Annotated in this window: 20 protein-coding genes; 12 read left to right on the top strand and 8 right to left on the bottom strand. The window is 67.5% G+C overall.

Annotation, left to right across the window (positions count from 1 at the left end; genetic code table 11):
* Positions 1–3 precede the first annotated feature (3 nt).
* Both KAK03_RS18715 and KAK03_RS18710 read left to right on the top strand, forming a co-directional pair.
* Positions 4–3,186 carry an efflux RND transporter permease subunit gene (locus tag KAK03_RS18715; protein ID WP_210856152.1) on the top strand — a complete coding sequence of 1,061 codons (3,183 nt, stop codon included), beginning with the start codon at positions 4–6 and terminating at the stop codon, positions 3,184–3,186.
* Between the two features lie 40 nt (positions 3,187–3,226).
* A complete protein-coding gene (locus KAK03_RS18710; RefSeq protein ID WP_310738665.1) occupies positions 3,227–3,652 on the top strand; it encodes a DUF411 domain-containing protein in 426 nt (141 codons plus the stop codon).
* A gap of 103 nt (positions 3,653–3,755) precedes the next feature.
* On the opposite strand, the gene KAK03_RS18705 is transcribed toward KAK03_RS18710, so the two are convergent.
* Entirely contained in the window at positions 3,756–4,052 is a 297-nt protein-coding gene (locus tag KAK03_RS18705; RefSeq protein WP_210856148.1) for a CopK family periplasmic copper-binding protein, read from the bottom strand.
* 240 nt (positions 4,053–4,292) lie between these two features.
* On the opposite strand from KAK03_RS18705, the gene KAK03_RS18700 reads away from it, so the two are divergent.
* The 3 genes from KAK03_RS18700 (at position 4,293) to KAK03_RS18690 (ending at position 7,299) form a co-directional block, all read left to right on the top strand.
* The gene (locus KAK03_RS18700) at positions 4,293–5,813 is read left to right on the top strand and encodes a multicopper oxidase family protein (protein WP_210856146.1); all 1,521 of its coding nucleotides are present in this window, start codon (positions 4,293–4,295) and stop codon (positions 5,811–5,813) included.
* 693 nt (positions 5,814–6,506) lie between these two features.
* A complete protein-coding gene (locus KAK03_RS18695; protein ID WP_210856144.1) occupies positions 6,507–6,767 on the top strand; it encodes an antitoxin PaaA2 family protein in 261 nt (86 codons plus the stop codon).
* A 97-nt stretch (positions 6,768–6,864) separates the two neighbouring features.
* Positions 6,865–7,299, top strand: coding sequence for a hypothetical protein (locus KAK03_RS18690; RefSeq protein ID WP_210856142.1), 435 nt, complete (start codon positions 6,865–6,867; stop codon positions 7,297–7,299).
* A 201-nt stretch (positions 7,300–7,500) separates the two neighbouring features.
* On the opposite strand, the gene KAK03_RS18685 is transcribed toward KAK03_RS18690, so the two are convergent.
* The 3 genes from KAK03_RS18685 to radC all read right to left on the bottom strand — a co-directional run bounded on the left by KAK03_RS18685 (position 7,501) and on the right by radC (position 8,976).
* Positions 7,501–7,812, bottom strand: coding sequence for a hypothetical protein (locus tag KAK03_RS18685; protein WP_210856140.1), 312 nt, complete (start codon positions 7,810–7,812; stop codon positions 7,501–7,503).
* Entirely contained in the window at positions 7,809–8,117 is a 309-nt protein-coding gene (locus tag KAK03_RS18680) for a DUF5983 family protein (protein WP_210856138.1), read from the bottom strand. The genes KAK03_RS18685 and KAK03_RS18680 overlap by 4 nt, the downstream gene beginning before the upstream one ends.
* 313 nt (positions 8,118–8,430) lie before the next feature.
* The gene (radC, locus tag KAK03_RS18675; protein WP_375140991.1) at positions 8,431–8,976 is read right to left on the bottom strand and encodes a RadC family protein; all 546 of its coding nucleotides are present in this window, start codon (positions 8,974–8,976) and stop codon (positions 8,431–8,433) included.
* Positions 8,977–9,613: 637 nt separating this feature from the next.
* Here radC and KAK03_RS18670 point away from each other — a divergent pair.
* A complete protein-coding gene (locus KAK03_RS18670; protein ID WP_210856134.1) occupies positions 9,614–9,826 on the top strand; it encodes a hypothetical protein in 213 nt (70 codons plus the stop codon).
* A 131-nt stretch (positions 9,827–9,957) separates the two neighbouring features.
* On the opposite strand, the gene KAK03_RS18665 is transcribed toward KAK03_RS18670, so the two are convergent.
* The 3 genes from KAK03_RS18665 to KAK03_RS18655 form a co-directional block, all read right to left on the bottom strand.
* Positions 9,958–10,629: a hypothetical protein gene (locus tag KAK03_RS18665; protein WP_210856131.1), complete on the bottom strand. Its 672-nt coding sequence runs from the start codon at positions 10,627–10,629 to the stop codon at positions 9,958–9,960.
* A gap of 171 nt (positions 10,630–10,800) precedes the next feature.
* On the bottom strand, positions 10,801–11,433 hold the full coding sequence (locus KAK03_RS18660) for a hypothetical protein (RefSeq protein WP_210856129.1): 633 nt from the start codon (positions 11,431–11,433) through the stop codon (positions 10,801–10,803).
* Between the two features lie 227 nt (positions 11,434–11,660).
* Positions 11,661–11,873, bottom strand: a complete 213-nt coding sequence (locus KAK03_RS18655; protein ID WP_054018420.1) for a hypothetical protein — start codon at positions 11,871–11,873, stop codon at positions 11,661–11,663.
* Positions 11,874–12,762: 889 nt separating this feature from the next.
* Between KAK03_RS18655 and KAK03_RS18650 the strand changes: the two genes are divergently transcribed.
* The 4 genes from KAK03_RS18650 (at position 12,763) to KAK03_RS18635 (ending at position 17,782) form a co-directional block, all read left to right on the top strand.
* A complete protein-coding gene (locus tag KAK03_RS18650) occupies positions 12,763–13,008 on the top strand; it encodes a hypothetical protein (protein WP_210856127.1) in 246 nt (81 codons plus the stop codon).
* 77 nt (positions 13,009–13,085) lie between these two features.
* A complete protein-coding gene (locus KAK03_RS18645) occupies positions 13,086–14,984 on the top strand; it encodes a hypothetical protein (protein ID WP_210856125.1) in 1,899 nt (632 codons plus the stop codon).
* A 58-nt stretch (positions 14,985–15,042) separates the two neighbouring features.
* Positions 15,043–15,501 carry a helix-turn-helix domain-containing protein gene (locus tag KAK03_RS18640; RefSeq protein WP_054018250.1) on the top strand — a complete coding sequence of 153 codons (459 nt, stop codon included), beginning with the start codon at positions 15,043–15,045 and terminating at the stop codon, positions 15,499–15,501.
* 139 nt (positions 15,502–15,640) lie between these two features.
* The gene (locus KAK03_RS18635; protein WP_210856123.1) at positions 15,641–17,782 is read left to right on the top strand and encodes a ParB/RepB/Spo0J family partition protein; all 2,142 of its coding nucleotides are present in this window, start codon (positions 15,641–15,643) and stop codon (positions 17,780–17,782) included.
* A gap of 28 nt (positions 17,783–17,810) precedes the next feature.
* Here KAK03_RS18635 and KAK03_RS18630 read toward each other — a convergent pair whose 3' ends face one another.
* Entirely contained in the window at positions 17,811–19,118 is a 1,308-nt protein-coding gene (locus tag KAK03_RS18630; RefSeq protein WP_247661277.1) for a phage integrase N-terminal domain-containing protein, read from the bottom strand.
* A gap of 1,301 nt (positions 19,119–20,419) precedes the next feature.
* On the opposite strand from KAK03_RS18630, the gene KAK03_RS18625 reads away from it, so the two are divergent.
* Both KAK03_RS18625 and KAK03_RS18620 read left to right on the top strand, forming a co-directional pair.
* Positions 20,420–21,469, top strand: coding sequence for a PRTRC system protein D (locus tag KAK03_RS18625; RefSeq protein WP_210856121.1), 1,050 nt, complete (start codon positions 20,420–20,422; stop codon positions 21,467–21,469).
* Entirely contained in the window at positions 21,466–21,759 is a 294-nt protein-coding gene (locus KAK03_RS18620; RefSeq protein ID WP_210856119.1) for a hypothetical protein, read from the top strand. Before KAK03_RS18625 ends, KAK03_RS18620 begins: the two co-directional genes overlap by 4 nt.
* Positions 21,760–21,920: the final 161 nt, after the last annotated feature.

The following is a 21,920-nucleotide window of genomic DNA, read 5'->3' as shown; positions in this document are numbered from 1 at the left end:
GCCATGCTGTCCAAGATCATCCAGTGGTCCGGAAGGAATCCCTTCCTGGTCCTGCTCGCAACAGTGTTCATCGTCATCGGTGGCGTTCTGGCCTTGCTGAAGACGCCGCTGGACGCCTTGCCCGACCTGTCCGACGTGCAGGTCATCGTCTACACCGAGTACCCCGGCCAGGCGCCGCAGGTGGTCGAGGACCAGGTGACCTACCCGCTGACCACCGCCATGCTGGCGGTGCCGAAGTCGAAGGTGGTGCGCGGCTTCTCGTTCTTCGGGGCCTCGTTCGTCTACGTCATCTTCGAGGACGGGACCGACATCTACTGGGCGCGCAGCCGCGTGCTGGAGTACCTGAACTTCGCGTCCGGACGGCTGCCCAAGGGGGTGTCGCCTTCGCTCGGACCCGATGCCACCGGTGTCGGCTGGGTGTACCAGTACGCGCTGCTGGCCAAGGACCGCACGCTCGCCGAGCTGCGGACCATCCAGGACTGGTATGTGCGCTACCAGCTCACCAAGGCGCCCGGCGTCGCCGAGGTGGCGTCGCTCGGCGGCTTCGTGCAGACCTACCAGGTCACGGTCGATCCGCTCAAGCTGCGCAGCTACGGCATACCGCTGATGAAGGTGTCGCAGGTCATCCGCGACTCCAACCGCGACGTCGGCGGCCGCGTGGTCGAGATGGCCGAGACCGAGTTCATGGTGCGCGGCAAGGGCTACCTGCGCGGCCGGAACGACATCGAGACGCTGGTGCTGAAGAGCGAGGGCGGCACGCCGGTGCTGATCCGCGACGTGGCTCGCGTCGAGATGGCGCCCGACGAGCGGCGTGGCCTGTCGGAGCTGAACGGCGAAGGCGAGGTCGTCTCCGGCATCGCGATGTCGCGCTTCGGGCAGAACGCGCTGGAGGTGATCCACAACCTGAAGACGAAGGTGTCCGAGATCTCCGCGGGGCTGCCGGAAGGCGTGTCGATCCAGGCCGTCTACGACCGCTCGGACCTGATCCACCGGGCGATCGACACCCTCAAGCGCACGCTGATCGAGGAGAGCCTGATCGTCGCCGTGGTCTGCGTCGTGTTCCTGATGCACGTGCGCTCGGCGCTGGTAGCCATCCTGATGCTGCCGGTGGGCGTGCTGATCTCGTTCATCGCCATGAAGCTGCTGGGCATGAACTCCAACTTGATGAGCCTGGGCGGCATCGCCATCGCCATCGGCGCGATGGTCGACGCGGCGATCGTGATGATCGAGAACGCGCACAAGCACCTCGAGCGGCTGCCCGCTGTCCACACCGTCAAGCAGCGCGCCGACGCGATGCTCGACGCCTGCAAGGAGGTCGGGCCGGCGCTGTTCTTCTCGCTGCTGATCATCACCGTGTCTTTCCTGCCGGTCTTCACGCTCGAGTCGCAGGAAGGGCGGCTGTTCGCGCCGCTGGCCTACACCAAGACCTTCTCGATGGCCGGCGCGGCGCTGCTGTCGGTGACGCTGGTGCCCGTGCTGATGATGCTGTTCATCCGCGGCAAGATCATGCCGGAGGCGAAGAATCCGCTGAACCGCTTCATGATCTGGGTCTACCGCCCGATCATCGCCGGCGTCATGCGCTGGAAGAAGCTGACCATCGCGCTGGCCGTCATCGCCATGGCGTTGACCTACTTCCCCGCCTCCAAGCTCGGCAGCGAGTTCATGCCGACGCTCAACGAGGGAACGCTGCTGTACATGCCGGCCTCGCTGCCGGGCATGTCGATCACCAAGGCGGCCGAGGTGTTGCAGACCCAGGACAAGATCATCAAGAGCTTCCCGGAGGTGGCGTCTGTTTACGGCAAGGCTGGACGTGCGAACACCGCGACGGACCCCGCGCCCATCGAGATGTTCGAGACGGTGATCAATCTGAAGCCGCAGGAAGAGTGGCGGCCGGGCATGACCACCGACAAGCTGATCGCCGAGATGGACAAGGCGCTGCAGTTCCCGGGCGTGTCGAATGCATGGACGATGCCGATCAAGGCGCGTATCGACATGCTCTCCACCGGCATTCGCACACCGATCGGCATCAAGGTGTTCGGCAAGGATCTCGGCGAGATGGAGAAGCTGGCCAAGGAGATCGAAGCGGTGGTCAAGGCCGTGCCCGGCACGACATCGGCCTTCGCAGAACGGCTGACGGGCGGCAGCTACCTGAACATCGAGCCCAACCGCGAGGCTCTGGCCCGCTACGGCCTGTCGGTCGGTGAACTGCAGGACATCATCGGGACTGCGCTCGGTGGCGAGATGGTCACGACGACGGTCGAAGGGCGCGAGCGCTTCGGCGTGACGGTGCGATACCCGCGCGAGCTGCGCACCCACCCGGAGCAGATCGAGCGCGAGGTGCTGGTGCCCACGATGGGCGGCGCGATGGTGCCGCTGGGGCAGGTCGCCAGAGTGAGCGTGGCACGTGGCACCCCGGGGATCCGCACCGAGAACGCGTTGCTGTCGGCGTACATCTTTGTCGACATCCGCGACCGCGACATCGGTTCGTACGTCGCTGACGCCCGCAAGGCGGTGGCCGATCAGGTGAAGTTCCCGCCGGGCTACTACATCACCTGGAGCGGCCAGTTCGAGTACATGGAGCGTGCCGTCGAGAAGATGAAGATCGTCATACCGGTAACCTTGCTGACCATCTTCCTGCTGCTCTACCTGAACTTCAAGCGGCTGACGGAGACGTTGATCGTGATGCTGTCGGTGCCCTTCGCCTTGGTCGGTGGCGTGTGGCTGATGTGGTGGCTGGGCTACAACCTGTCGGTGGCTGTTGCCGTCGGCTTCATCGCACTGGCCGGGGTCGCGGCGGAAACCGGCGTGGTGATGTTGATCTATCTCGACCATGCCTGGGCCGAAGTGCGGGAGCGCTGCCGCGGCGAAGGGCGGCTGCCAGGCCCGGCAGACCTGTACAGCGCGGTGATGGAGGGGGCGGTCGAGCGCGTGCGTCCGAAGATGATGACGGTGGTGGCCATCATGGCCGGCCTGCTGCCGATCATGTGGGGTACCGGCACCGGTTCGGAGGTCATGAGCCGCATCGCCGCGCCGATGGTCGGCGGCATGATCTCGTCGACCGTACTGACACTCGGCGTGATCCCGGCGCTCTACGCGCTGGTCAAGCAATGGCAGCTCAGGAGGGAATCGCGTTCTGCCCCGTTCCCTTCTGCACAGGAAGCCTTAGGGCCGTCATCGGCTGTGTGAGGATGGTGCCATGAGACGGAGAGTACTTCTGGAGAGGTTCGTGGCGATCGGCGTGTCGCTGCCAGGCCTGGCGCTGACAGCGACCCCGAAGGCCGAGGTACAGGTGTTCAAGAGCCGCAGCTGCAGTTGTTGCGCGGTTTGGGCTGGGCACCTTCGCGAGGCCGGATTCACGGTTGCCGTGCTGGATGTGCGCAACGCGTCGGTCGAACGTCGGCGCCTGGGCATGCCCGACCGTTTTGGCAGCTGCCATACGGCCCTCGCCGACGGCTACGTGATCGAAGGACATGTGCCAGCGGCAGAGATCGAGCGACTGCTGGCAACCCGGCCGAAGGCCTTGGGCCTGTCGGTGCCTGGCATGCCCGTGTCAGCGCCCGGCATGGCGGTTCCGGGCCGCTCCCAGCCCTATCAGGTACTCCTGATCGATCTTGCCGGGCAGGCTTCGACGTTTGCCAGCTATCCTGGCTGACTGCTTCCGGGCTCCTGGGTGGCGCGTGAGCGCACGTCCGTTCAGGCCAGACGTGAACTCGCGCCCTCGGGCGCTCTGAAGGCGACGTCGATCGTCGCGTGCGCTATCCGCGGTGGTCCAGGTCCAGCAGTTGGCTCAGCCTGGCGACCTCATTGCTGGTCATGGTGAGCTTGCGTCCGTCTTTCGTTTCGATCACCGTCCCGACTTTCACGCTGGTCGCTCGTCCATAGCGGTCCTCCTTCGCCATGAGGCCGTCGTCGAACAGGTAGAGCGCCCCACCATCGGCAAGAGCGATCACCTGCTTGGCGGCCTCCTTGGCGGCATGCCCTGCGTGGGCAGGCGAAGTGGTGACTGCTGCGAAGAGCGCAACAGCGGCAAGTTGCGTGAGTCTCAGTTTCATGGCTACCTCCATGGGTGGGGAAGTGGATCGGTCCCAGACGCGCCGAGAAATCTAGTCCCACGATGCCGACAGTTCACTGTCGCTGGGATGACGGCCCGGTCATCTGCACACCCAGGCGTCTTCGGTCGACAGCGAGCCGAACGCCTGCCAGGGGACGGACCACGCGCCTTCGGTCGCCCGCTGCCAAAGAGAGCCATAAGCAAGGACGGATAGACTGACTCGCTCTCACGGAGACTCGCGATGAACAAGTTCAAGGCGAACAGCGATGGCCCGATTGATGCCGGCCGACGTAGTCTGCTGTGTGGCATGGCCGGCATCCCACTGTTTCAGATGTCCGGATGTGGCGGGGGTGCCTCGGGTCACGAGTCGGTGGTCACGCCTCTGATCAGTCCCGCGTCCCAGGGGGCCGACCTGCCAATCATCCCCATGGTCGACGGGTCTGTAGATGCGGCTGGCACGAGGAACTTCTCACTTGTCGCTCAGGCGGGAACGACTACCTTTCGCTCCGGCGTTGCGGCCGCCACGTTAGGCTACAACGGCCAACTGTTGGGCCCGGCATTGAGATTGCGTAAGGGCGAGAACGTCGCAATGCACGTGCAAAACAATCTTGGCGAGGACACCACGGTCCACTGGCATGGTCTGCTGGTACCTGCGGAGGCGGATGGAGGCCCGCATCAGGTCATCGCGGCAGGCGCACGGTGGACCGCCAGTTTCACGGTTGCCAACGCTGCGTCGACCTGCTGGTTTCACCCTCACGCCCACGGTTCGACCGGTCGCCAGGTTGTCATGGGTCTCGCGGGCCTGCTGATCGTCGATGACGCGCAGATGGCGCGCTCGACACTGCCGGACACATGGGGAGTGGACGACCTGGCACTGGTGCTCCAGGACAAGCGATTCACTGCAGCGGGTCAGATCGACTACACGCTGTCAGCCAGCGACCGAACCAACGGCTACACCGGCGACGTTCTCCTGGTGAACGGAGCGTTGGCTCCGGTGTGGCGGGCGCCGAGTCAGTGGGTGCGGTTCAGGCTCCTCAATGGCTGCAACGCACGTGCGCTGGTGCTGCGGCTTGGCAATTCACTGCCCTTGCTGCAGGTCGCCAACGAGGCGGGACTGCTGGCTGTTCCCGTTGCGCGCCCGTCGCTTGCGTTGGGGCCTGGAGAGCGCGCTGAAGTGTTGGTCGACTTCAGTGCAATGCCGGCGGGGCAGGAGGTGCCCCTGTACGCCAGCACCGCGCAGGGAGGGATGGGAATGGGCAACGCCGCGGGCGCGACGGAGGTCGAGGCCATGAGGATTCGCGTGTCTCTGCCAAAGCAGAGCAATTCCATCTCGTCGCCACCGAACACGTTGCCTGCAGCGGCAGCGGTCGTCGCGGGACCGGGTGCGATCAACCGCACCTTCAGATTGGACGGCGGGATGATGGGCGGGGCCTTCACGATCAACGGCCGAAGCTTCGACATCGGTCGAATCGACTTCAGCGTACCGGCGAATTCGGTGGAAGTCTGGACGTTTACCAATGCGACCAATATGGCGCATCCGATGCACGTGCACGGCGTGAAGATGTCAATGCTGACGCGTGCCGCCTTGGCGCCGCCCATCTACGAGCAAGGTCTTCGAGATACCTTCGTCGTCGAGGCTATGCAGACGGTGCGGGTCGCGGTGCAAACGGCCGAGGTCGCCTCGGCGACGCCCCTCATGTTTCATTGCCACATCCTCGAGCACGAGGACGCCGGCATGATGGGCCAGTTCACCACGCTGTAGTAGAAGTCTCACCGCGCGGATGACAAGTCTGCGCCGACGGAAAAGAATACGTCGCTGTGCAGGGCAGTTGTGTGGCCGATGCTGGCTAAGCGGCGCAGCGCCGGCCCTGTAGGGCCGCTCGGCCAGGTGCCGAGCCGTCGCGGGGCTTGCTTGGCACAAACTCAGACTTTCATGCTGCCACTCTCGTTGGTTGAGCGCGTTCCGTTGACCGGTTGGCCTGCTGCACCCGTGAGTGGACCGGGGCACGGAGAGGCAAGTCTTGTCAGTTCCAGTTCGTCACCGCCAGTTCTCGCAGACCTTGGGAATGGACGCCCGGGTTCTCGTCTCGCACGGAATTGGTGGTTTGCAGGTGAAGGCGCTTGCCGTAGTTGACATAAACATTAAAGTCGCTCATTCAGCCTGCTTGCGATCAGCCTGCTTGCGACCGTTGCGCCTAGGTGACGCAAAGTGGCGGTTGCGTCCTCGGCTCTCTCTGGCCAAAGACGTCAACGCCACCGCTGTCGTGGGCCGCGCCGCCTCTCTGGCGGAGGCGTCGAATCGTAGGGCCACGAGTTCCGTGGCCGTCTTGGACGACTGGCGATCCGAGCCGACATTCTTACTGAATCGCGCCCCCGCCGGACACGGCCGTTGCGCCGGGTCAGTCAAATGCGCATGATGCTTCCATCTTGAGTGCGATGGAACCGTCGCCAAGACTTGACCACCACCGTGAACGACATGGACCCCCGCGACGCCAGCCAAGCCGAACTGATGCGAACCGGCCATCAGACCGCAGCTCACAGCCGATGGCTCGCAGCCGAGATCCAGGACGCGCTGGACGATGCGCGTCCGGGTCTCTCGTTCGACGAGGTCATGGTCGCCCTGGACGCCGAGATCGGCGCGGCCGAGCGCGAGCGCGCCGCCGATCGCTCTCGCGCGGGACGTCATGTCCCTTCCAGCGCTCCGCGACAGCGATGAATGACGGGAAGTTGTTCGCTTGGTGAGGTTTCCTGCGGGAGGTTTGCGCGCCATGATTCGTGGAGGAAACAAGCATCCGACTTCGGCACGAGGCGGCTTGGCGGATGCTGAGGTTCGCGGTGCATCGGCGCGAGCTCAGTGGATCAGGGAAGGGCTGGTAGTCCTCGGTCCGCACCTGGCGCAAGCGTGGGGGATTCCCCAGGAGGCATTGGCGACGACCTCGGCAAGCGGCGAGGTGGTCAGCATCCACATCGAGAACTGCCAGTACTACCCCGCGGCATTGCTGAGCATCGATCGCTTGACCGCAGGCGCAATCTGCCGCGCTCTCCGGAACCTCCACGACACCGAGAGGGTGATGTTCTGGCTGCGCGATCACGGGGCCCTTGGAGGCAGGAACGTGGCTTTGGCATTGAAGGCTGGAACACCGACGGCCAGGGTGAACGCACTGGCGGAAGCTTGGGCACGCGAGCGGACGTACGCCAGGAGCTTAGATGACGAGGATGTGGTCGAAAGTCGCGAACGCCGTTCGTGACCGCGACTGTGCTTTGCGGCTTGGCGCCGAATGGTCGCCAGAGTTGGACGCCTGGCCCGCCTCCTCCGACGACACCAGTGCACGGGCATCGCCAGCCTCGGCGGCCTCAGCGAACCTAGGCTCAGTCCATGAGAGGAAGCGGCGCCGGCCCCTTCCCTGGCGGGATGGGAGCACGGCGCCGTGATTGGGCAGTGAACTGCTTCAGCCGGCCACCAGCGTCATGGGTTGCCCATTGGCGGTGTGGCGCACGATGCGGTTTCCCGCGCGCCGCAGGCCGTCGGCTTCGACTTCGTCGAGCAACTGCGTCGGCAGCTGAAGGCCGAGATCGGCGACCTTGACGCGCAAGGTCGCGATGTCGGTCCAGTCCAGCAGGGGCTCCTGCAGGCTGGTGTAGAGCATGTCGTTGCGCTCGTCGATGACCTGGAGAAAGTAGTCCCCCAGGCGTCGATCGAAGCCGGCCACGATCTCGACGGGGCGTCCGTCGAGCGTCGCCGTCGCGAGGTGCTGGCTCATGGTCCGGGCTCCGCGCTGTCGAACACGGGCAGCCCGTCGATGACCGCCGCCTCGCGATCGAACATCAGCCAGGCCACGCCGGCGGATTCGGCCACCTCGAACAGCATGGCCAGATCGGGTTCCGACGGCACCCGGTACTTCGGTGCCCCGACATAGACGAACCCGCCGCAGTCGGTCGGGTAGGCGTTCACGGACAGATCGTCATCGGCGAGCTTGTTGCGTGTCGCCGTACTCAGATGCTTCAGGGACAGGCTGGCCAGCATCTCGGCCTGCTGTCGCAGGCCGGTGGCGGGCAGGGTATGCATCGGGGATTCCTCCTCGGGATGAACTGGGAGATGTGGGGGATTCGGTCGCCCGCGTCACGGTCGAGGGCGCACGGGGCGTGCGCTTCGATCCTCCGGCGCGGGCGAACGTCATGCCGCAGTCGCGGCAGCGGAACCAGTGCAGGCGACCGAGCGCGCCCAGGGGCACGCCGTGGCCGGCACAGCAGGGGCAGGTCGGGGGTCTTCTCTCCGACATGGGCATCCTTGGTTGGGGTGGGATCGGCGGGAGGGGCACCGCCGCGGCGGCGCCCTTCTCGCAACGGGGTCGTGCAGGGCGTGACTGCCGCACATGGCGTCAGAGCAGTCCGCGCTCCGCGAAGCTGACGCACTGGTCGCCGGCGACGACGAAGTGGTCGATCAGGCGGATGTCCACCAGCGCCAGCGCCGACTTCAGGGTCTGCGTCAGGAACTCGTCCGCGCGGCTCGGCTCGGCCTGGCCGCTCGGGTGGTTGTGGGCCACCGCGATCGCGGCGGCGTTGCGGGCCAGGGCGCTCTTGACCAGTTCCCGCGGGTATACCGACGTCTGGGTGAGCGTGCCGCGGAACACCTCCTCGTGGGCGATCAGCCGGTGGTTGGCATCCAGGTAGAGCGCGAGGAAGACCTCGTGCTGCAGGCCTGCGCAGCGCAGTCGCAGCCAGTCCCGAAGGACCTGGGGCGACGACATCACCGGCCCCTGCGCCATCCGGTCACGCAGCTCGCGCATCAGCAGCTCCCGGGCGACACCGAGTCGGCGCGTCAGGAGCTGCTGCGTGGCCGGGTCCTCGTGGGGCGTCTCCCGGTCGCTGACGCGCAGCGCAGCCGGCGTCGGGCCTGGCAATGGGTGGGCCTGCAGGCCCAGCATCTCTGCTACCAGGGCCTCCCGAGACGCATGGGCGGCATCGGGCAGGTCCGGCAGATCTTGAAGACCCTGGAAAGGGTGGAAGTTCATGGCGTTCTCCTCTCGTGGCGAAAAGGAAGACGGGAACGCCGTTCCCGGTGGGGACTGGTGTCCCCGCAAGGGAAGGATGTGCAGACACACGACGGAACGTGGCCGGCACGGTGGCTCAGATGATCATCCGAGGCAGGTAACGACTGCGACGCCGCTGCCGCCGGTTCGGTCGGCATCGGAAACACTCCTGTCGGGAGTGGGTGTGAGCCCGTCAAGTCTGCGCCATCGGCACCGGGGATTCAACCGAGGTGGTGCCACCAACCGCGCCTTAGCCGCGCTTGCCCGCGCAAAGGGCGCCAGGGTCCGTGCCTTGGTCGGGCATCGGTGCGCGGGGAGGTGACACGGTTCGCATGACCGCACTGCGCGTGGCCGCGCCGTTGTGGCTGGGCCACGGCCTACCCGGATGTCTTGGCGGGCAGACCGCAAAAGTGACACCGCAAAGGCACTCGGCTGTCACTGCAGAAATTTCTTCGCTGCGGGCAGCAGCGGATGTGCACAGACCTGCGCAGGCACGCGAAGATGCGTGGCTTCCCGACAAGGCCGAACCGACATGCTGCGATCCGGAAACCAGCTTCGACTGACCCGACCCGAACGGGCGCGGCTGGCCCGCATCACCGCCATCGAGCCGGGGTCCATCCGAAGCGTCGCGGACCTGCAGGCCTACATCCGCCGATGCAAGGCCCACTACTGGGGCCACTCCGATGACACCCGCTTCCTGCACTGGCTGATCGAGCGTGAGGTGCAGTCCCTGACCGGACGCTGAGCGCCCGTCGCCCTATTCGCAGTTGCGGAAACAGGAACGCCCCCGGTGCTGGACCGGGGGCGTGCTGGGTGACGGCCTAGCGTGGATCTGGATCGTGCCGTCTGAAGGCCTCGAACGTTCGACCGAGTGGTTCAGCGGAACACGCGCGGCTCGACGCTCGCCCCGCGCATGAACGCGAGGTACGCACCGGCCTTGCCGATGTCGGCGAAGGTCGCCACGGGCTGCTCGTGCAGCACCACGGCCCAAGGACGGTCATCGTCATCACTGGCGCGGATGCGCAGTTCCGGTGGCTGCCAGCGCGGGTGGCGGTAAAGGGACAGGCCGGTGTCCCAGTCCATCAGTGCCAGCACGTGCGCACAGAGGATGGCCGTGCCGGCTGCCTCGCCCGGCTCGACGAGCAGCGGCACCTTCAGCAGGCCGGTCGAGCGGCCGACCGTGCCGACCACGTCGAACTCGTCGAGCCAGCTCGCGCCGGTGCCGGTGTCGCCCAGCACCAGCCGCACCTTGCGGCCGTCCCGGCGGCAGGTCTCCAGCACCCTCGCCAGGCGAGGGTCCGTGCCGGGATCGAAGTAGGTGCGGTGGCCCTGGGCGGACTCGCCCCAGGCACGCACCGCAGCGAGGTACTTCTCGTAGCCGGTGAGGCTGGCCGCGTCGTCGGCGGTGGGCATCAGGTCGGGACGATCGAGGCGCTGCGCGATCTGCCGGGCATGGTCGCGGGCGTTGTCGAAGCCGAAGCAGGTCAGGCCACCTTCGGTGGCGATCACATACAGGCGTTGCTCGGGATTCAGGGTGATGTCTCGCATGGGGAACTCTCGAAGTTGGGAGGGCGGACACCGGCCCTGGCGGGCGGGCCCGCGGGCGGTTGGATGGGGTGCCGGTCGCGCCAGGCCGTTGGACGTCAGTCCATGGCCGAGGCACGTCAGCGATCGAACCCGGTGCAGCCGATGGGGCTGCGCCGGGGCTCGGTCTTCGGATCAGCGCCGGCTGATCTGGACGGCGGGTGCGGGGCCGTCGACGGGAGGTTCCGGGGCACGCTCGGAGCCGCCTTCGGAGCCACTGACCGGCGACGCCGGGGACATGCCGGCCTGGTGCTGGAAGCGGGCGTGCGCGTCGGCGAACTCGGCATCGCCCAGCAGCTGACGAACCTGTGCGGTGGCCGGTTCGGTCCTGCCGTCGGCGTCACTGGCCGCGGCTGGGCGCGCGCCCCGCTTCGATGTTGCCGGCGAGGCCGGCGGTGCGGCGGCAATGGCCTCGTCCAGGACGTCCGCAGTGCGGTGGTATGCCTTCTGCGTGACGCCGCCGACCAAGGCTGCGGGTCGCTGCAGCGTCCACTGGACCAGCAGGCGCAGCCACTGCCCGATGCGCTTGTCGCGGGCCTGGCGCGCCTTGTGGACGCGCAGCGACTGCTTGCAGGACAGGTACAGCGCCAGGTGGCGACGCTTCATCTCGGCGTCGCCGTCGAGCTGCGCCATCACCTCGGCGGCGAGGGCGACGTCACGGCCGACGCGTCTGTAGAAGCCGACCCAGGCGCGCTGCTCCTCGATGTCGATGGTGCTGCGGCGCGGTGACGGGCTCTGGAAGGATCTGTCTGGGAAAGCATGACTCATGGGGTTCTCCAAGAAGGCGAGGGAACCCCGACCCCGACGGGAGACGGTGACTCCCGGAGGGTGGATGGCGAGGGCGGTTGAAAGCCGAGGGGAAACGGGGTGTCGGGTGATGGCGTCCCGATGCCATCGCTGGCGGTCGGTTCACCATCCCCGAGACCCGAGGACCCGATCGGCACGAGTTCGAGCCGACGGCGGTGCCGCGACGGACGACTCGATGCCCGCGACCATCAGGTCGTGAGCACGCGAGCGGCGCCTCGGCGCAGGCCCTCGGCAATGCCGATCCAGCGGTCGGCGATCCGGTCCAGGTAGACCAGGTCGTCGGCCGCGATCTCGCCCGAGGCGCGGAGCCGGGCGATGACTTCCTTGACCAGGAGGGGATCCTCCCGGGCCAGCACGATGGCCGTCGAGGCGATGCGCCTGCGGTAGGTGTCGACCGTCATGGTCAGCACACCGTCGTGCTGCGCTCGGACGCCAGAGGGTCCGCGGCCTCGCACACCATGTGGATGGACGCATGGGGCGTGCAGGGCCGGGGCCGGAGCAGCGCCGGAAGGATGACAGGCCGCCGGGCGGGCACACGGGCAAGCCCGGTACCACCCAGCAGTGCACACACCGGCGCATTCCTCGGTGGAAGGGCGCGGTTCCAGGGAACGGGACTCATGAGGGTTCTCCTTCAGGGGTGAAGGGGAACGCCCATCCCTGGCGGGGAACTGGGGTTCCCCGTCTGGGATGCCCTGCCGGGAAGGCAAGGCGCTTCGTCGCGCACAGGTGCGTGCGCGAGCTGCAGAGGTCCGCGTCCGAGAGGACGGGGCCAGGGCAGATGCGTGCGTCAGGCCAGGCTTCTGATCGAGATCAGGCCGGGCTGGTGAGCGCAGGGCGCGTCACGACGCGGAGGTCGTGGTCGGCGCATGCGAGGAGGGGCCACGACACGGGGTCATGGCCGGCTCCTGGTTTCGGATCCGGAAGGATCGGAGTCGGTCCGGCACACGGAGGTGCCGGGCAGGACACGAGGCAGGTAACGACTGCGACGCCAGCTGGGCTGGACTTCAGGGCGACCGGAGCCACCGATGAAGGCTGAGCAGACGCGATGTCCGCAGGAAGCCGGGTCAGTATGGGACGGGTTCCCTCGGACGGCAACGGATCCGAGGTCTCATCGTGGCAATGCCCGTTCAAGCGACCGGCTCGGCCGACGCTTGGGCGGGCAATCGATTCCGACTCCTCCGCGTCGCTGGCCCGCAACGCTGCGCTGCCCGGTTGCAGGGCGTGCGGGCCGGCTGACGGTTCGTATAGTGCGCGGATCAACATCTCCTGCTGACCGGTTCCGGCCTGTCCATGACCGTCGAGCGATACGCCTTCCATGACTGCGAAGCCACCACTGCGGCAGGCGTTCCGCTGCGCATTCCTGCTGGCGTTCACCACGTCGAGCGGCGATCGCTGGTGTTCCGCGTGCGCCTGGGTGGCCGCGAGCTCGATCTGACCCTGGCCGAGTGGGAACGCCTGCTGCACGCGGGCTGTGTCGGGCCGATCTCCGTCGTGGTCGCCGATTCGCAGGTGACCGGCGACCTCCATCCTCGCTGAGGCGCGCGGTGGCGAAGGCAGAGTGGACGGTCCGGGCCGGGACCTCAGATCGCCCGATCCCGGCGACCCCGGGACCCGTGCCGCTCAAGTGGGCCAGCGACGCGGCGACAGGTGCTCCCCGGTACATCCATGACCCGGACATCGTCTCGCAGGCTGCGAGTGCCGTATGTCCCGGCTGTGGCAGCAAGTTGTGGACGGTCCTGGCGGGTGAGCCGCAGCGCGTTCGACCGACGGCTCATTTCCGCCACGTGGCCGGCACGCCGCGAACTGCGTGCGTCGTTGTCGCAGCGCGTCTTGCTGCCTCCCACCACCTGGCGTCGCTGGGCTACATCGACCTGCCGCGACGGCGGGTGACCGCCGTCTCGAAGGGTTTCAGCGGTGAGGGTTACGAGGGATGGGTGGAGGAGCCAGCGCAGCGTGTTCGGATCAGTGATGTTCGGATGGTCGATCCGGCCGCGGCGGAGCTGACGCTGGACGATGGCAGGACCATCCTGGTGGACCTGACCGGCGAGCGCGTCGAAGGCGAGGCAGGCCGCGCGGTCATCACGATCAATCTGTCGGACCCGGCGCTGGCGGAGATGGACGTGGACGAGCTGCGAGCGCGACTTCGGCTGCTGCCTCCTGCGAGTTGGTGCTCCCACTGGCGTGATCGCGAGTTGACGTCGCAGGCGCGGGTCCGGGCCGCGGACGAGGCGCGCCAGTCGCTCGACGCCTGGACCGACGAGGACGAGGCGCTGTTCCAGGCGCAACTGCCGCCGGGCACGGACCCGGACGCGACCGCGACGATGCGTCGCGAGACCTTGCTGCACCGAACCGTCAAGTCGATCCTCGAAGACGCGAGGCGCATCCGAGCACCGGGCCTGCATGTCGCCGTGCAGCGTGACGCACCTGATGGGTACGGCAACGGCTGGGATGACCATCGTGTCGAGATCCTGTGGTGGAGCGCGCCCGCCGAACTGAGGTTCGAGGCCGTGGAACTGGAGAGGCGCCTCGGCCGCATCGTGCCGGATGTTGTCGGGCGTCTGGCGGAGCCTCGGCCGCGCATCCTCGGCGGCATCGCCACCCGGGTTCAACGGGGCGATGACGAAGAAGAGGACGAGCAGCACGATGAGTTCCCGGCGCACTGGTCGGAGACGGTGCTGATCGAAGTGGCGGTCACGCACAAGGTGGATGAGGAGAAGCTGCGGAAGGTCCGGCACCTCGATCTGCCGACGCTCGAGATCGATCTCTGTTCGATGGGCGGACGCATGACGCTGGACGGTCTGCGCAAGCTGGTCGTGGATGGAACGGAGGGGAAGCAGTGGCTGCACCACCCTGCGCTGAGAACCCGTCGCGCCGTGCTGCGCTACAAGCTCCGTGAACATGCCGAGGTACTGGCCTACCAGGCCTACATCCGGGCACACCGTCGTGAGCGGTTGCTCGAAACGCCCTCATCACAGTGGGCGCAGCGGTACCTGCTGGCACTCAGGGCGTTCTGCGACGCCAACATCAGGATCGAGCGGCTTCGAAAGACGGAAGGTCCGCGATACCTCGAACACCTGGACGAGGACAGCGAGGAATGGGCGGAGGTCGCCCTGGCCGCAGAGGCCCTGGAAGCTCACGGGTTCGAAGGCGGTGCCGAGCACGTCTTCGCCCGCACCATCGTGCCTCGCATCCTGTCGATCCAGCTGAACACCGGGGTCGGCTACGCCGTGTCCAGCGCGATCCAGGTGGTGAACGCGATCATGAACACCCGCAGCGACAACAGCACGCAGTGGCTGTCGCTCTACCTCATCGCCGCCAAGTCCTTCGATGTCGAGCGGCACTTCAGGCCCGAGCAGGTTCGACGTTTCCGAGAGTGGCGGGCGGAGGTCGTCCGGCAGATCGAGGAGGGGGCGCCCGAGTACCTGCGGCCGGCCCGATTCGATGCCATCCTGTCCTTGCTCTTTCCGGCGATGGCGAGGGGCATTGCTCATGGGAAAGGGCGAGCGGACTGACATCCTGCAAGCGGTGCGCTGTCGGCAACCTGTTCCGTCGGCTTGGCACAATCGATCCATGCCCAACATTGCATCCGTCCTGAAGGCCGAGATCGTTCGTCTGGCTCGCAAGGAACTGCGCAGCGAGGTCGATTCGATCAGGAAGGCGCTCGCGGCTTCGCGCGCGGAAGGCGCCGCGTTGAAGCGCAGGGTCAGCGAACTGGAGCGGTCCGTGCGGCAGTCCGCGCGCGCCGCCCCCGCTCGGCTGCCATCGCCACCTGCGGTCGAGGAAGGGGACGGGGCCGACAATTTCCGGTTCCGCGCCTCCGGCATGGCCAGCAATCGCAAGCGCCTGGGCCTGTCGGCTGCGGATTTCGGGCTGCTGGTCGGCGCATCTGGGCAGAGCGTGTACGCCTGGGAACAGGGCAAGGCGCGCCCCAGGGGCAGGAACCTCGCGGCTATCGCTGCCTTGCGCGGCATCGGCAAACGCGAGGTGGTGGAGCGGTTGGCAGCCCTGAAGTCGGGCGGGAAGTCGTAGGCGAGCTGACGCGCGGTCAGGTGTCCTGGCCGGCCCATTGGCGAGAGCGCCTCACCACCCCTTGAAGCGCACGGCCTCGATGGGATCCTGACTGCATGGTGGGCCGCCGGCCTGCCATGTAACCGATCAGGAGTCCCTCATGAAATTCTCCAAAGCCGAGGTCGACGCCATCATCGAGGCGTCCCCTCGCACCTTCGTTCCCTTCAACAAGCTGGTGCTGTCCGAGGACCACCAGGCCCGCAGTGCCACGACGCCCGCGATGTCGCTGCCGGAACTGGCCGCGTCGATCAAGGACAGCGGCGTGCTGCAGAACCTCGTCGTCGTCCAGGCGGCGCGCGGGCGCTTCGAGGTCTGCGCGGGCGGGCGGCGGCTCGCCGCGCTCACGCTGCTCGTGCAGCAGGGCGACATCGCCGACAACTACCCCGTGCCGGTGCTTGTCGTGCCGGCCGACAAGGCGCTCATCGCGAGCCTTGCAGAGAACTGCTTCCACGTGCCGATGCACCCGGCCGACGAGTTCGCCGCCTTCGCCAGACTGCTCGCGCAGGGCAGGTGCGTCGAGGACGTGGCCGCAGCCTTCGGCGTGACGCCGCTCATCGTCAAGCGGCGCATGAAGCTCGCCACCGTCTCGCCGAAGCTGATGACCCTGTACCGCGAAGGCGGCATCGGCCTGGACTGCCTCATGGTGCTGGCCTCGGTCGACGATCACCAGCGCCAGGAGCAGGCCTGGGCTGGTCTGCCGAGCTGGAACCAGCGCCCGGAGCATCTGCGGCAGTTGCTGACCCGGGGCGAGGTCGAATCGGACGCCGACCCGCTGGCCCGCTACGTCACCGTCAAGGCCTACGAGAAGGCCGGCGGACCCCTGCGCCGCGACCTGTTCAGCGACGACGACCGCAAGGCCTACCTGCTCGACCCGGCCCTGCTGGAGCGCCTCGCCGCCGACAAGCTGGGCAAGCGCGCGAAGCAACTCCTGTCTGAAGGCTGGAAGTGGGTCGACATCCGTCCGCGCTTCGCCTACGACGAGTACGTCAAGCACGGCGAGCTGCGCAAGCCCCGCCGCGCACCGACGCCCGAGGAAGCCGAGGCGCTGAAGGCGCTGGACACGCGCATCGCTGCCCTGCACGAGCAGATGGACGCGCTGGTGAACCGCGACGGCGATGGCGATGCCGGCGAGGGCGTCTGCGGCGCCAGCGAGGCGAACGACGCCGCCGACGAGGACGACGCGTCGCGCGACCGTGCCTTCCTCGCCCTGGAGTCCGAGGCCGATGGGCTGGAGGAAGAGCGCAAGGCGAGACTGGAAGCGCTGACCGAATGGCCCGTGGCCTGGATGGCGCTCGCCGGGTGCGTGCTGCATGTGGGCGCGGACGGCCGTGCCGCGATCAAGGCAGGGCTCATCCGTCCCGAGGATCGGGCCGATCTGGCGCAGGCCATCACCAAGGCTGCCGAACAGAAGTCGGCCGGTGGAGGCGGCTCGGAAGGCGACGCGGATCCTGCGCGCGGCTCGGGGCTCCCGGCCCTGCAGTCGCTTCCATCGGCAGCCGGCGCCACGGCACGGCCCGTGCACTCCGAGAAGCTCATGCGCCGCCTCACGGCCCACCGCGTCGCCGCGATCCAGGCCGAGCTGCTGGATCGACCCGAGGTTGCGCTGGCGGCACTGACGACCCACCTGACACTCAAGCTGCTGGCCGACCCGCTCCATGGCGCCTACCGACTGCCCAACCTGCTGGCGATCAGCGCGACCGGCAACCAGCACGAACTGCGGGGCGCGGCCGAGGACATCGAGGCGAGCCCGGCGGCCCAGCGCATCGAAGCCGACCGCATCGCCTGGATCGAGCACCTGCCGAAGGAACCCGACGCGGTGTTCGACTGGATGCTACGGCAGCCGCCGCAGACGGTGCAGCGGCTGCTGACCTTCCTGGTCGCGTCCACCGTGAACGGCATCACCGGCACCGACGCCGGCCAATCGGTCAATGACGGGCTGGCCCGCGCCCTCGGCCTGGACATGACGCGATGGTGGTCGGCGACGGGGGAGGCCTACCTTCAGCACGTGTCCAAGGCGAGAGTGGTCGAGGTGGTGCACGCGGCGGCCGGCGCCAAGGTTGCTGGTCCGCTCGCGGCGCTGAAGAAGGACGCCGCGGTGGCGCAGGCCGAACAACTGCTTGCCGGGCGTGGCTGGTTGCCCGACTGCCTGCGCGTGCAGCCGCACGCCGATGCCCCGGTGACGGGTGGCGAGGAGGTCGACGCCAACGATCCAGCACGGACCGAGGCGCCTGCCTGCGCCTGAACGCAGGGCCGGCCCGGGCCGGGCCGGCTCATGCGACCGGGACAGGCGTGTCACCGTCGTCCCCGATGCTCCCCGGCCCAGGCTTGCCGGTCTCGCCCTGGGCCGGGTCGCGGCTCCCTGCAGGCGAGCGCCGGATCGCACCGATGTAGGCGCCGGCCGAGCGCAGGCGGGCATGGCCCGCGATACGGGCCACACGCAGCCGCGCCTGGCGGTCGAGGTCCTGAGCGACCGGCCCACCGCCACGCACCGGCGCCGGCGTGCCCGTCGTGTCCTGGTACTGGCCTTGAAGGTGGTCGTGCCGCGCCCCGTGCCCGGTGGTGCCGCTCTCGCGCTTCGTGAGGCCGAACTTGCGCAGCGCATAGTCCAGCCTACGGAGGTTGGACTTCAGGTCCCGATCCGGCGCCCCCATGTGTGCGTCATGGCCGCTGACCACGCTGCGGGCATGCGCGATGGCCGACTGCTGCTCCTCGGTGGCCAGCGGCAGCCAGCGCGCACGGCCTCCCTTGCCCTTCGTCCACAGATACCGATCCGCCTCCCGTTGCTCGTCGGGCAGGCCTGTCTCCTCGAACGGATGCACGTGGGCGTAGGGGCGGCACATCACCGACTCCTTGCGCCGCAGGCCGACCTTCACCATCAGGCGCATCGACGCGCCGATGCGGGCATCGTAGGCAGAGACCTTGGCCAGCAAGGCCTCCACGTCGATGCCGTTGCCGCTCCAGCTCTTGTCGCGCTGGGCGTTCTCGTGGCGCTCGTACTCGTCAGGCGTCAGGCCGTAGTGCTCGGGCCTGCGGATGAAGCCCGGCTTGTTGAGCCACATCGCCAGGCCACGCAGGAAGCTCAGGTAGGTCTGGATCGTCCCCGGCGAAAGCTTCCGGCGCTGCCAGACTTGCACCATCGCCTGGACGTGCCGCTGGCCCAGGTTGCGAGGATCGGGTGCCAACTTGAAGCCTGCGTCCGTGTGCAGTTCGCGGAAGAAGCGTCGCAGGAAGTGGGCGCGCTCGTAGCGCGTCTTGTGCGACACGGTCTTCTCCAGCGCGGTGTGCAGCGGGTTGAACAGCTCGATCAGCACGTCCACCACCCGGTTCACGGGCGTCCTGCCGGGCGGGTACATGTCCAGCACCTGCTGGGGCGACTTGCCGGCCCAGTTCTGGCGGCGCGGCGAGTCCTGGCCGTGCAGGCGGCCTGGGCTGGCCGAGGTCATCGTGGTGGTCCTGGAAGGGCGGGTGGATGAGGAGGGCAGGGCGGCGCCATCGCGCGGGTCGTTGCGGCGGTCGTTGCGGGATAGGGGTGCCTGCCGGCGGCGGCGCGTGGGTTCTTCACGGCGGATGCGGGACATGGTGGGCTTTCTGCGAGGTGGCGGACTGCCCGAACAGCACGCCGGTGAATGAACGGTCGGGAGGACCGGGGTTGGAGGAATCCATCTGGACATCCCCGGGGCCGATTCCTGGCAAGCCCACGGCGATGGAGATCGTGTGCAACGTCGGTGCGGCGGTCGATCTCTGCAGCGCCACACCCACCCATGGCTTTGCTGGTCCGGGCTCCTCGTGGTCTTCGTCGAGGGGCCTGGGTCAGCTCGGTCAGACTTAAAAATGGAACACGTTGATCCAGACCGTCTGCGCATTTCTGCGACGCGACGACAGGGGTGATGTCCACCCCGCTCGGGGCTGGGTGCGACATCGACGCCAGGGTCGAGCCCTGGGTCATTCGGTGGATCAGGCCTGGTGTGCAGCGCCGGCCGCTCGCATGGGTCCACCCCTGACCGAGAGTCCAGGGCGGTGTCGAGTTGATGAGCGAGGGTCGTGCGGGGAGCCTCATGGAGGCCATCACGCCGCGCGATGCGCGTCATGCGCGCGTGCTCAAGGGCTGGCGGGAACGGTGCGCGGCATCAGGTGCCGCCACGGGGTTCTGCTGCGCCGGTGCGCTTCCGGAGCGCCCAGCCGTCATCGCGGGGATACGGCTGGCAAGGACCGGGCAGGTCACTGCTGTGGTGGATGACTCGGCACGCTCGCGGCGTCGATCCTTCTGGAGGTCGAGGCCGGTCGCGCCACCCGTTCGGGACGGGAACTTCGGTTGAAGGCACGAGGCAGGTAACGACTGCGACGCCTGCAATGCTCGTCTTCTTCGAGAGGACGGAGCGGGCCAGGAGCCCTCGGGAGCCCACAGTGGAAACCGCGACGGCATCCACGGTCAAGGCCGCATGCGCAGCACCCGCCGCAAGGCCCCTGATCAGGCGGCCCTTGGGGCAGGCAGTTGACGGCGTGCGACTCGGCGGTAGGGCCCATCTAGCGTGGCAATGGCCCGGATCGCCAGCAACGGCGCGGGGTTGACAGGCAAGGCTGCCGCCTCAGGTACCCCGACTGGCCCGGCACCGGCCTCTCCAGGTCGTGTCAGGCGCCGGCGTGCCGGCCGATGGACGGGGTTGACGAGTGACTTTGCAGTGTGACCGTGGTGACACCACGCGGCCGACTCGTCCGTTCGGTGTCATCCGAGGGTCAGTGCAGTGCTTCTGCAGTGCCAGCGCAGTGACACCGGGACGGATCCGACGTCGAAATCGCGCCTGCAGAGGCCGGAATCCGCGTGGAGGAACAGGGTCGATCTGTCGATCCTGAGCACTCTTTCGTTCACTCGGAGAACACCATGAACCTGATCGTGAGGGCGGTGGATGTCGGTTCCGGCAACACCAAGTTCGTCACCGGCACGGCCGACAGCGAGATCCGCTGCGCAAGCTTCCCCTCGCTCGCATACCCGTCCAGCAACGGACAACCACTCTGGCCCGGCGGCGATGGAGCCAAGACGATGTTCATCCCGGTAGGGTCGCTCTTCTATGAAGTCGGTCCCGAGGTCAGGCTCGCGGCCGACACCTTCCGGGCGTCGCAGCTGCACGACGACTACATCGAGTCGCCGGAGTACATGGCGCTGCTGCGCGGTGCGCTGCGCTCGATGCGGCAGAGCCAGATCGACCTGCTGGTCGTCGGGCTTCCGGTGGCGCTGTTTGCGGTGAAGAAGGCCGCTCTGGAGCGGGTCATGACAGGCGAGCACGATGTCGGCGGTGGCAAGAAGGTCAGTGTGGTGCGCACGCTGGCTGTTGCCCAGCCTCAAGGCGCGCTGGCTTTCTACGCGCACGCCCACGGCAAGCTCGCCGAGATCGCCAAGGAGCGCAGCCTGATCATCGATCCAGGTGCGAGGACCTTCGACTGGCTCGTCGCCCAGGGCATGCGACTGGTGCAGAAGCAGAGCCACTCCGTGAATCGGGGTGTTGCCGACGTGCTGAAGCTGCTCGCTGCCGAGATCACCAAGGACATCGGCACGCCCTTCCGCGATCTGGACGCCATCGACATTGCGCTGCGGACCGGCAAGGCCCCGGTGATCTTCCAGAAGCCCTACGACCTCAAGCGGCTGCTGCCGCTGGCCGAGAGCGTGACGGAGCAGGCCGTGTCGAGCATGAAGGAGTGGATCGAATCGCCGCACAGCCTGCAGAACATCATCCTCGTGGGCGGAGGCGCCTTCCTGTTCCGCAAGGCGGTGAAGTCGGCGTTTCCGCGCCACCGGATCCTCGAGATCAAGGAGCCTGTGTTCGCCAACGTGAGGGGGTTCCAGCTGGCCGGGATGACCTATGCGCGAACCGTACTGGCGGCCGATCGCGAAAGGTCGGCCACGGCCGAGCGCGCTGCAGGAGATGCCGCATGACCGGCTCCACCAAGACCTCGGAGCCGCCGCGCATACGGCTCGTGTTCCAGCTCGAGAGGGCGGAACTGCCTCGTCTCTATGACGAGCTCGCACGGTTCCACAAGGGCGTGAAGCGTGTCGGCAGACTGCGCGCGTTGGCCTACGAGGGGCTGCTGGTCCAGCAGGGCGTCCTGAAGCTCCCTGGGCAGGCATCCAGCGAGGCGACCGGCTCGATCGGCTTCGACGGCGACGGGGCGGAGATCACGAACGGACTCTTCGATCCCGCGATCGATGACCGGGATGGGCCATGAGGAGTCGGGCGAGGTGCCGCCAGGGTAGGTCGGTAGGGGCCTCCGAGATGGCGCAGATGGGCCGGTGCGAACGCCTGGTGGTTCTTGTCACCGCCGGTCGAATACTCCCCAGATCGGGCGGTTGAAATTTCCCCAGTCTGATCCTTCGCGCGCAGCCGGGC

Origin of the sequence: Ideonella alba, assembly GCF_018069845.1 — a bacterium.
Lineage (GTDB): Bacteria > Pseudomonadota > Gammaproteobacteria > Burkholderiales > Burkholderiaceae_C > Ideonella > Ideonella alba.
Note: the sequence above shows the minus strand (reverse complement) of the source record. Positions and strands in the feature narration are given on the sequence as shown.

Bases quoted from the DNA above. Each gene is read 5' to 3' on its own strand.
- KAK03_RS18650 (WP_210856127.1), top strand. From the start codon at position 12,763: ATGACCGTCGAGCGATACGCCTTCCATGACTGCGAAGCCACCACTGCG.
- KAK03_RS18715 (WP_210856152.1), top strand. From the start codon at position 4: ATGCTGTCCAAGATCATCCAGTGGTCCGGAAGGAATCCCTTCCTGGTC.
- KAK03_RS18660 (WP_210856129.1), bottom strand. From the start codon at position 11,433: ATGAGTCATGCTTTCCCAGACAGATCCTTCCAGAGCCCGTCACCGCGC.
- KAK03_RS18630 (WP_247661277.1), bottom strand. From the start codon at position 19,118: ATGTCCCGCATCCGCCGTGAAGAACCCACGCGCCGCCGCCGGCAGGCA.
- radC (WP_375140991.1), bottom strand. From the start codon at position 8,976: ATGCTGGGCCTGCAGGCCCACCCATTGCCAGGCCCGACGCCGGCTGCG.
- KAK03_RS18640 (WP_054018250.1), top strand. From the start codon at position 15,043: ATGCCCAACATTGCATCCGTCCTGAAGGCCGAGATCGTTCGTCTGGCT.
- KAK03_RS18635 (WP_210856123.1), top strand. From the start codon at position 15,641: ATGAAATTCTCCAAAGCCGAGGTCGACGCCATCATCGAGGCGTCCCCT.
- KAK03_RS18680 (WP_210856138.1), bottom strand. From the start codon at position 8,117: ATGCATACCCTGCCCGCCACCGGCCTGCGACAGCAGGCCGAGATGCTG.
- KAK03_RS18685 (WP_210856140.1), bottom strand. From the start codon at position 7,812: ATGAGCCAGCACCTCGCGACGGCGACGCTCGACGGACGCCCCGTCGAG.
- KAK03_RS18670 (WP_210856134.1), top strand. From the start codon at position 9,614: ATGCTGCGATCCGGAAACCAGCTTCGACTGACCCGACCCGAACGGGCG.
- KAK03_RS18620 (WP_210856119.1), top strand. From the start codon at position 21,466: ATGACCGGCTCCACCAAGACCTCGGAGCCGCCGCGCATACGGCTCGTG.
- KAK03_RS18655 (WP_054018420.1), bottom strand. From the start codon at position 11,873: ATGACGGTCGACACCTACCGCAGGCGCATCGCCTCGACGGCCATCGTG.
- KAK03_RS18700 (WP_210856146.1), top strand. From the start codon at position 4,293: ATGAACAAGTTCAAGGCGAACAGCGATGGCCCGATTGATGCCGGCCGA.
- KAK03_RS18625 (WP_210856121.1), top strand. From the start codon at position 20,420: ATGAACCTGATCGTGAGGGCGGTGGATGTCGGTTCCGGCAACACCAAG.
- KAK03_RS18665 (WP_210856131.1), bottom strand. From the start codon at position 10,629: ATGCGAGACATCACCCTGAATCCCGAGCAACGCCTGTATGTGATCGCC.
- KAK03_RS18705 (WP_210856148.1), bottom strand. From the start codon at position 4,052: ATGAAACTGAGACTCACGCAACTTGCCGCTGTTGCGCTCTTCGCAGCA.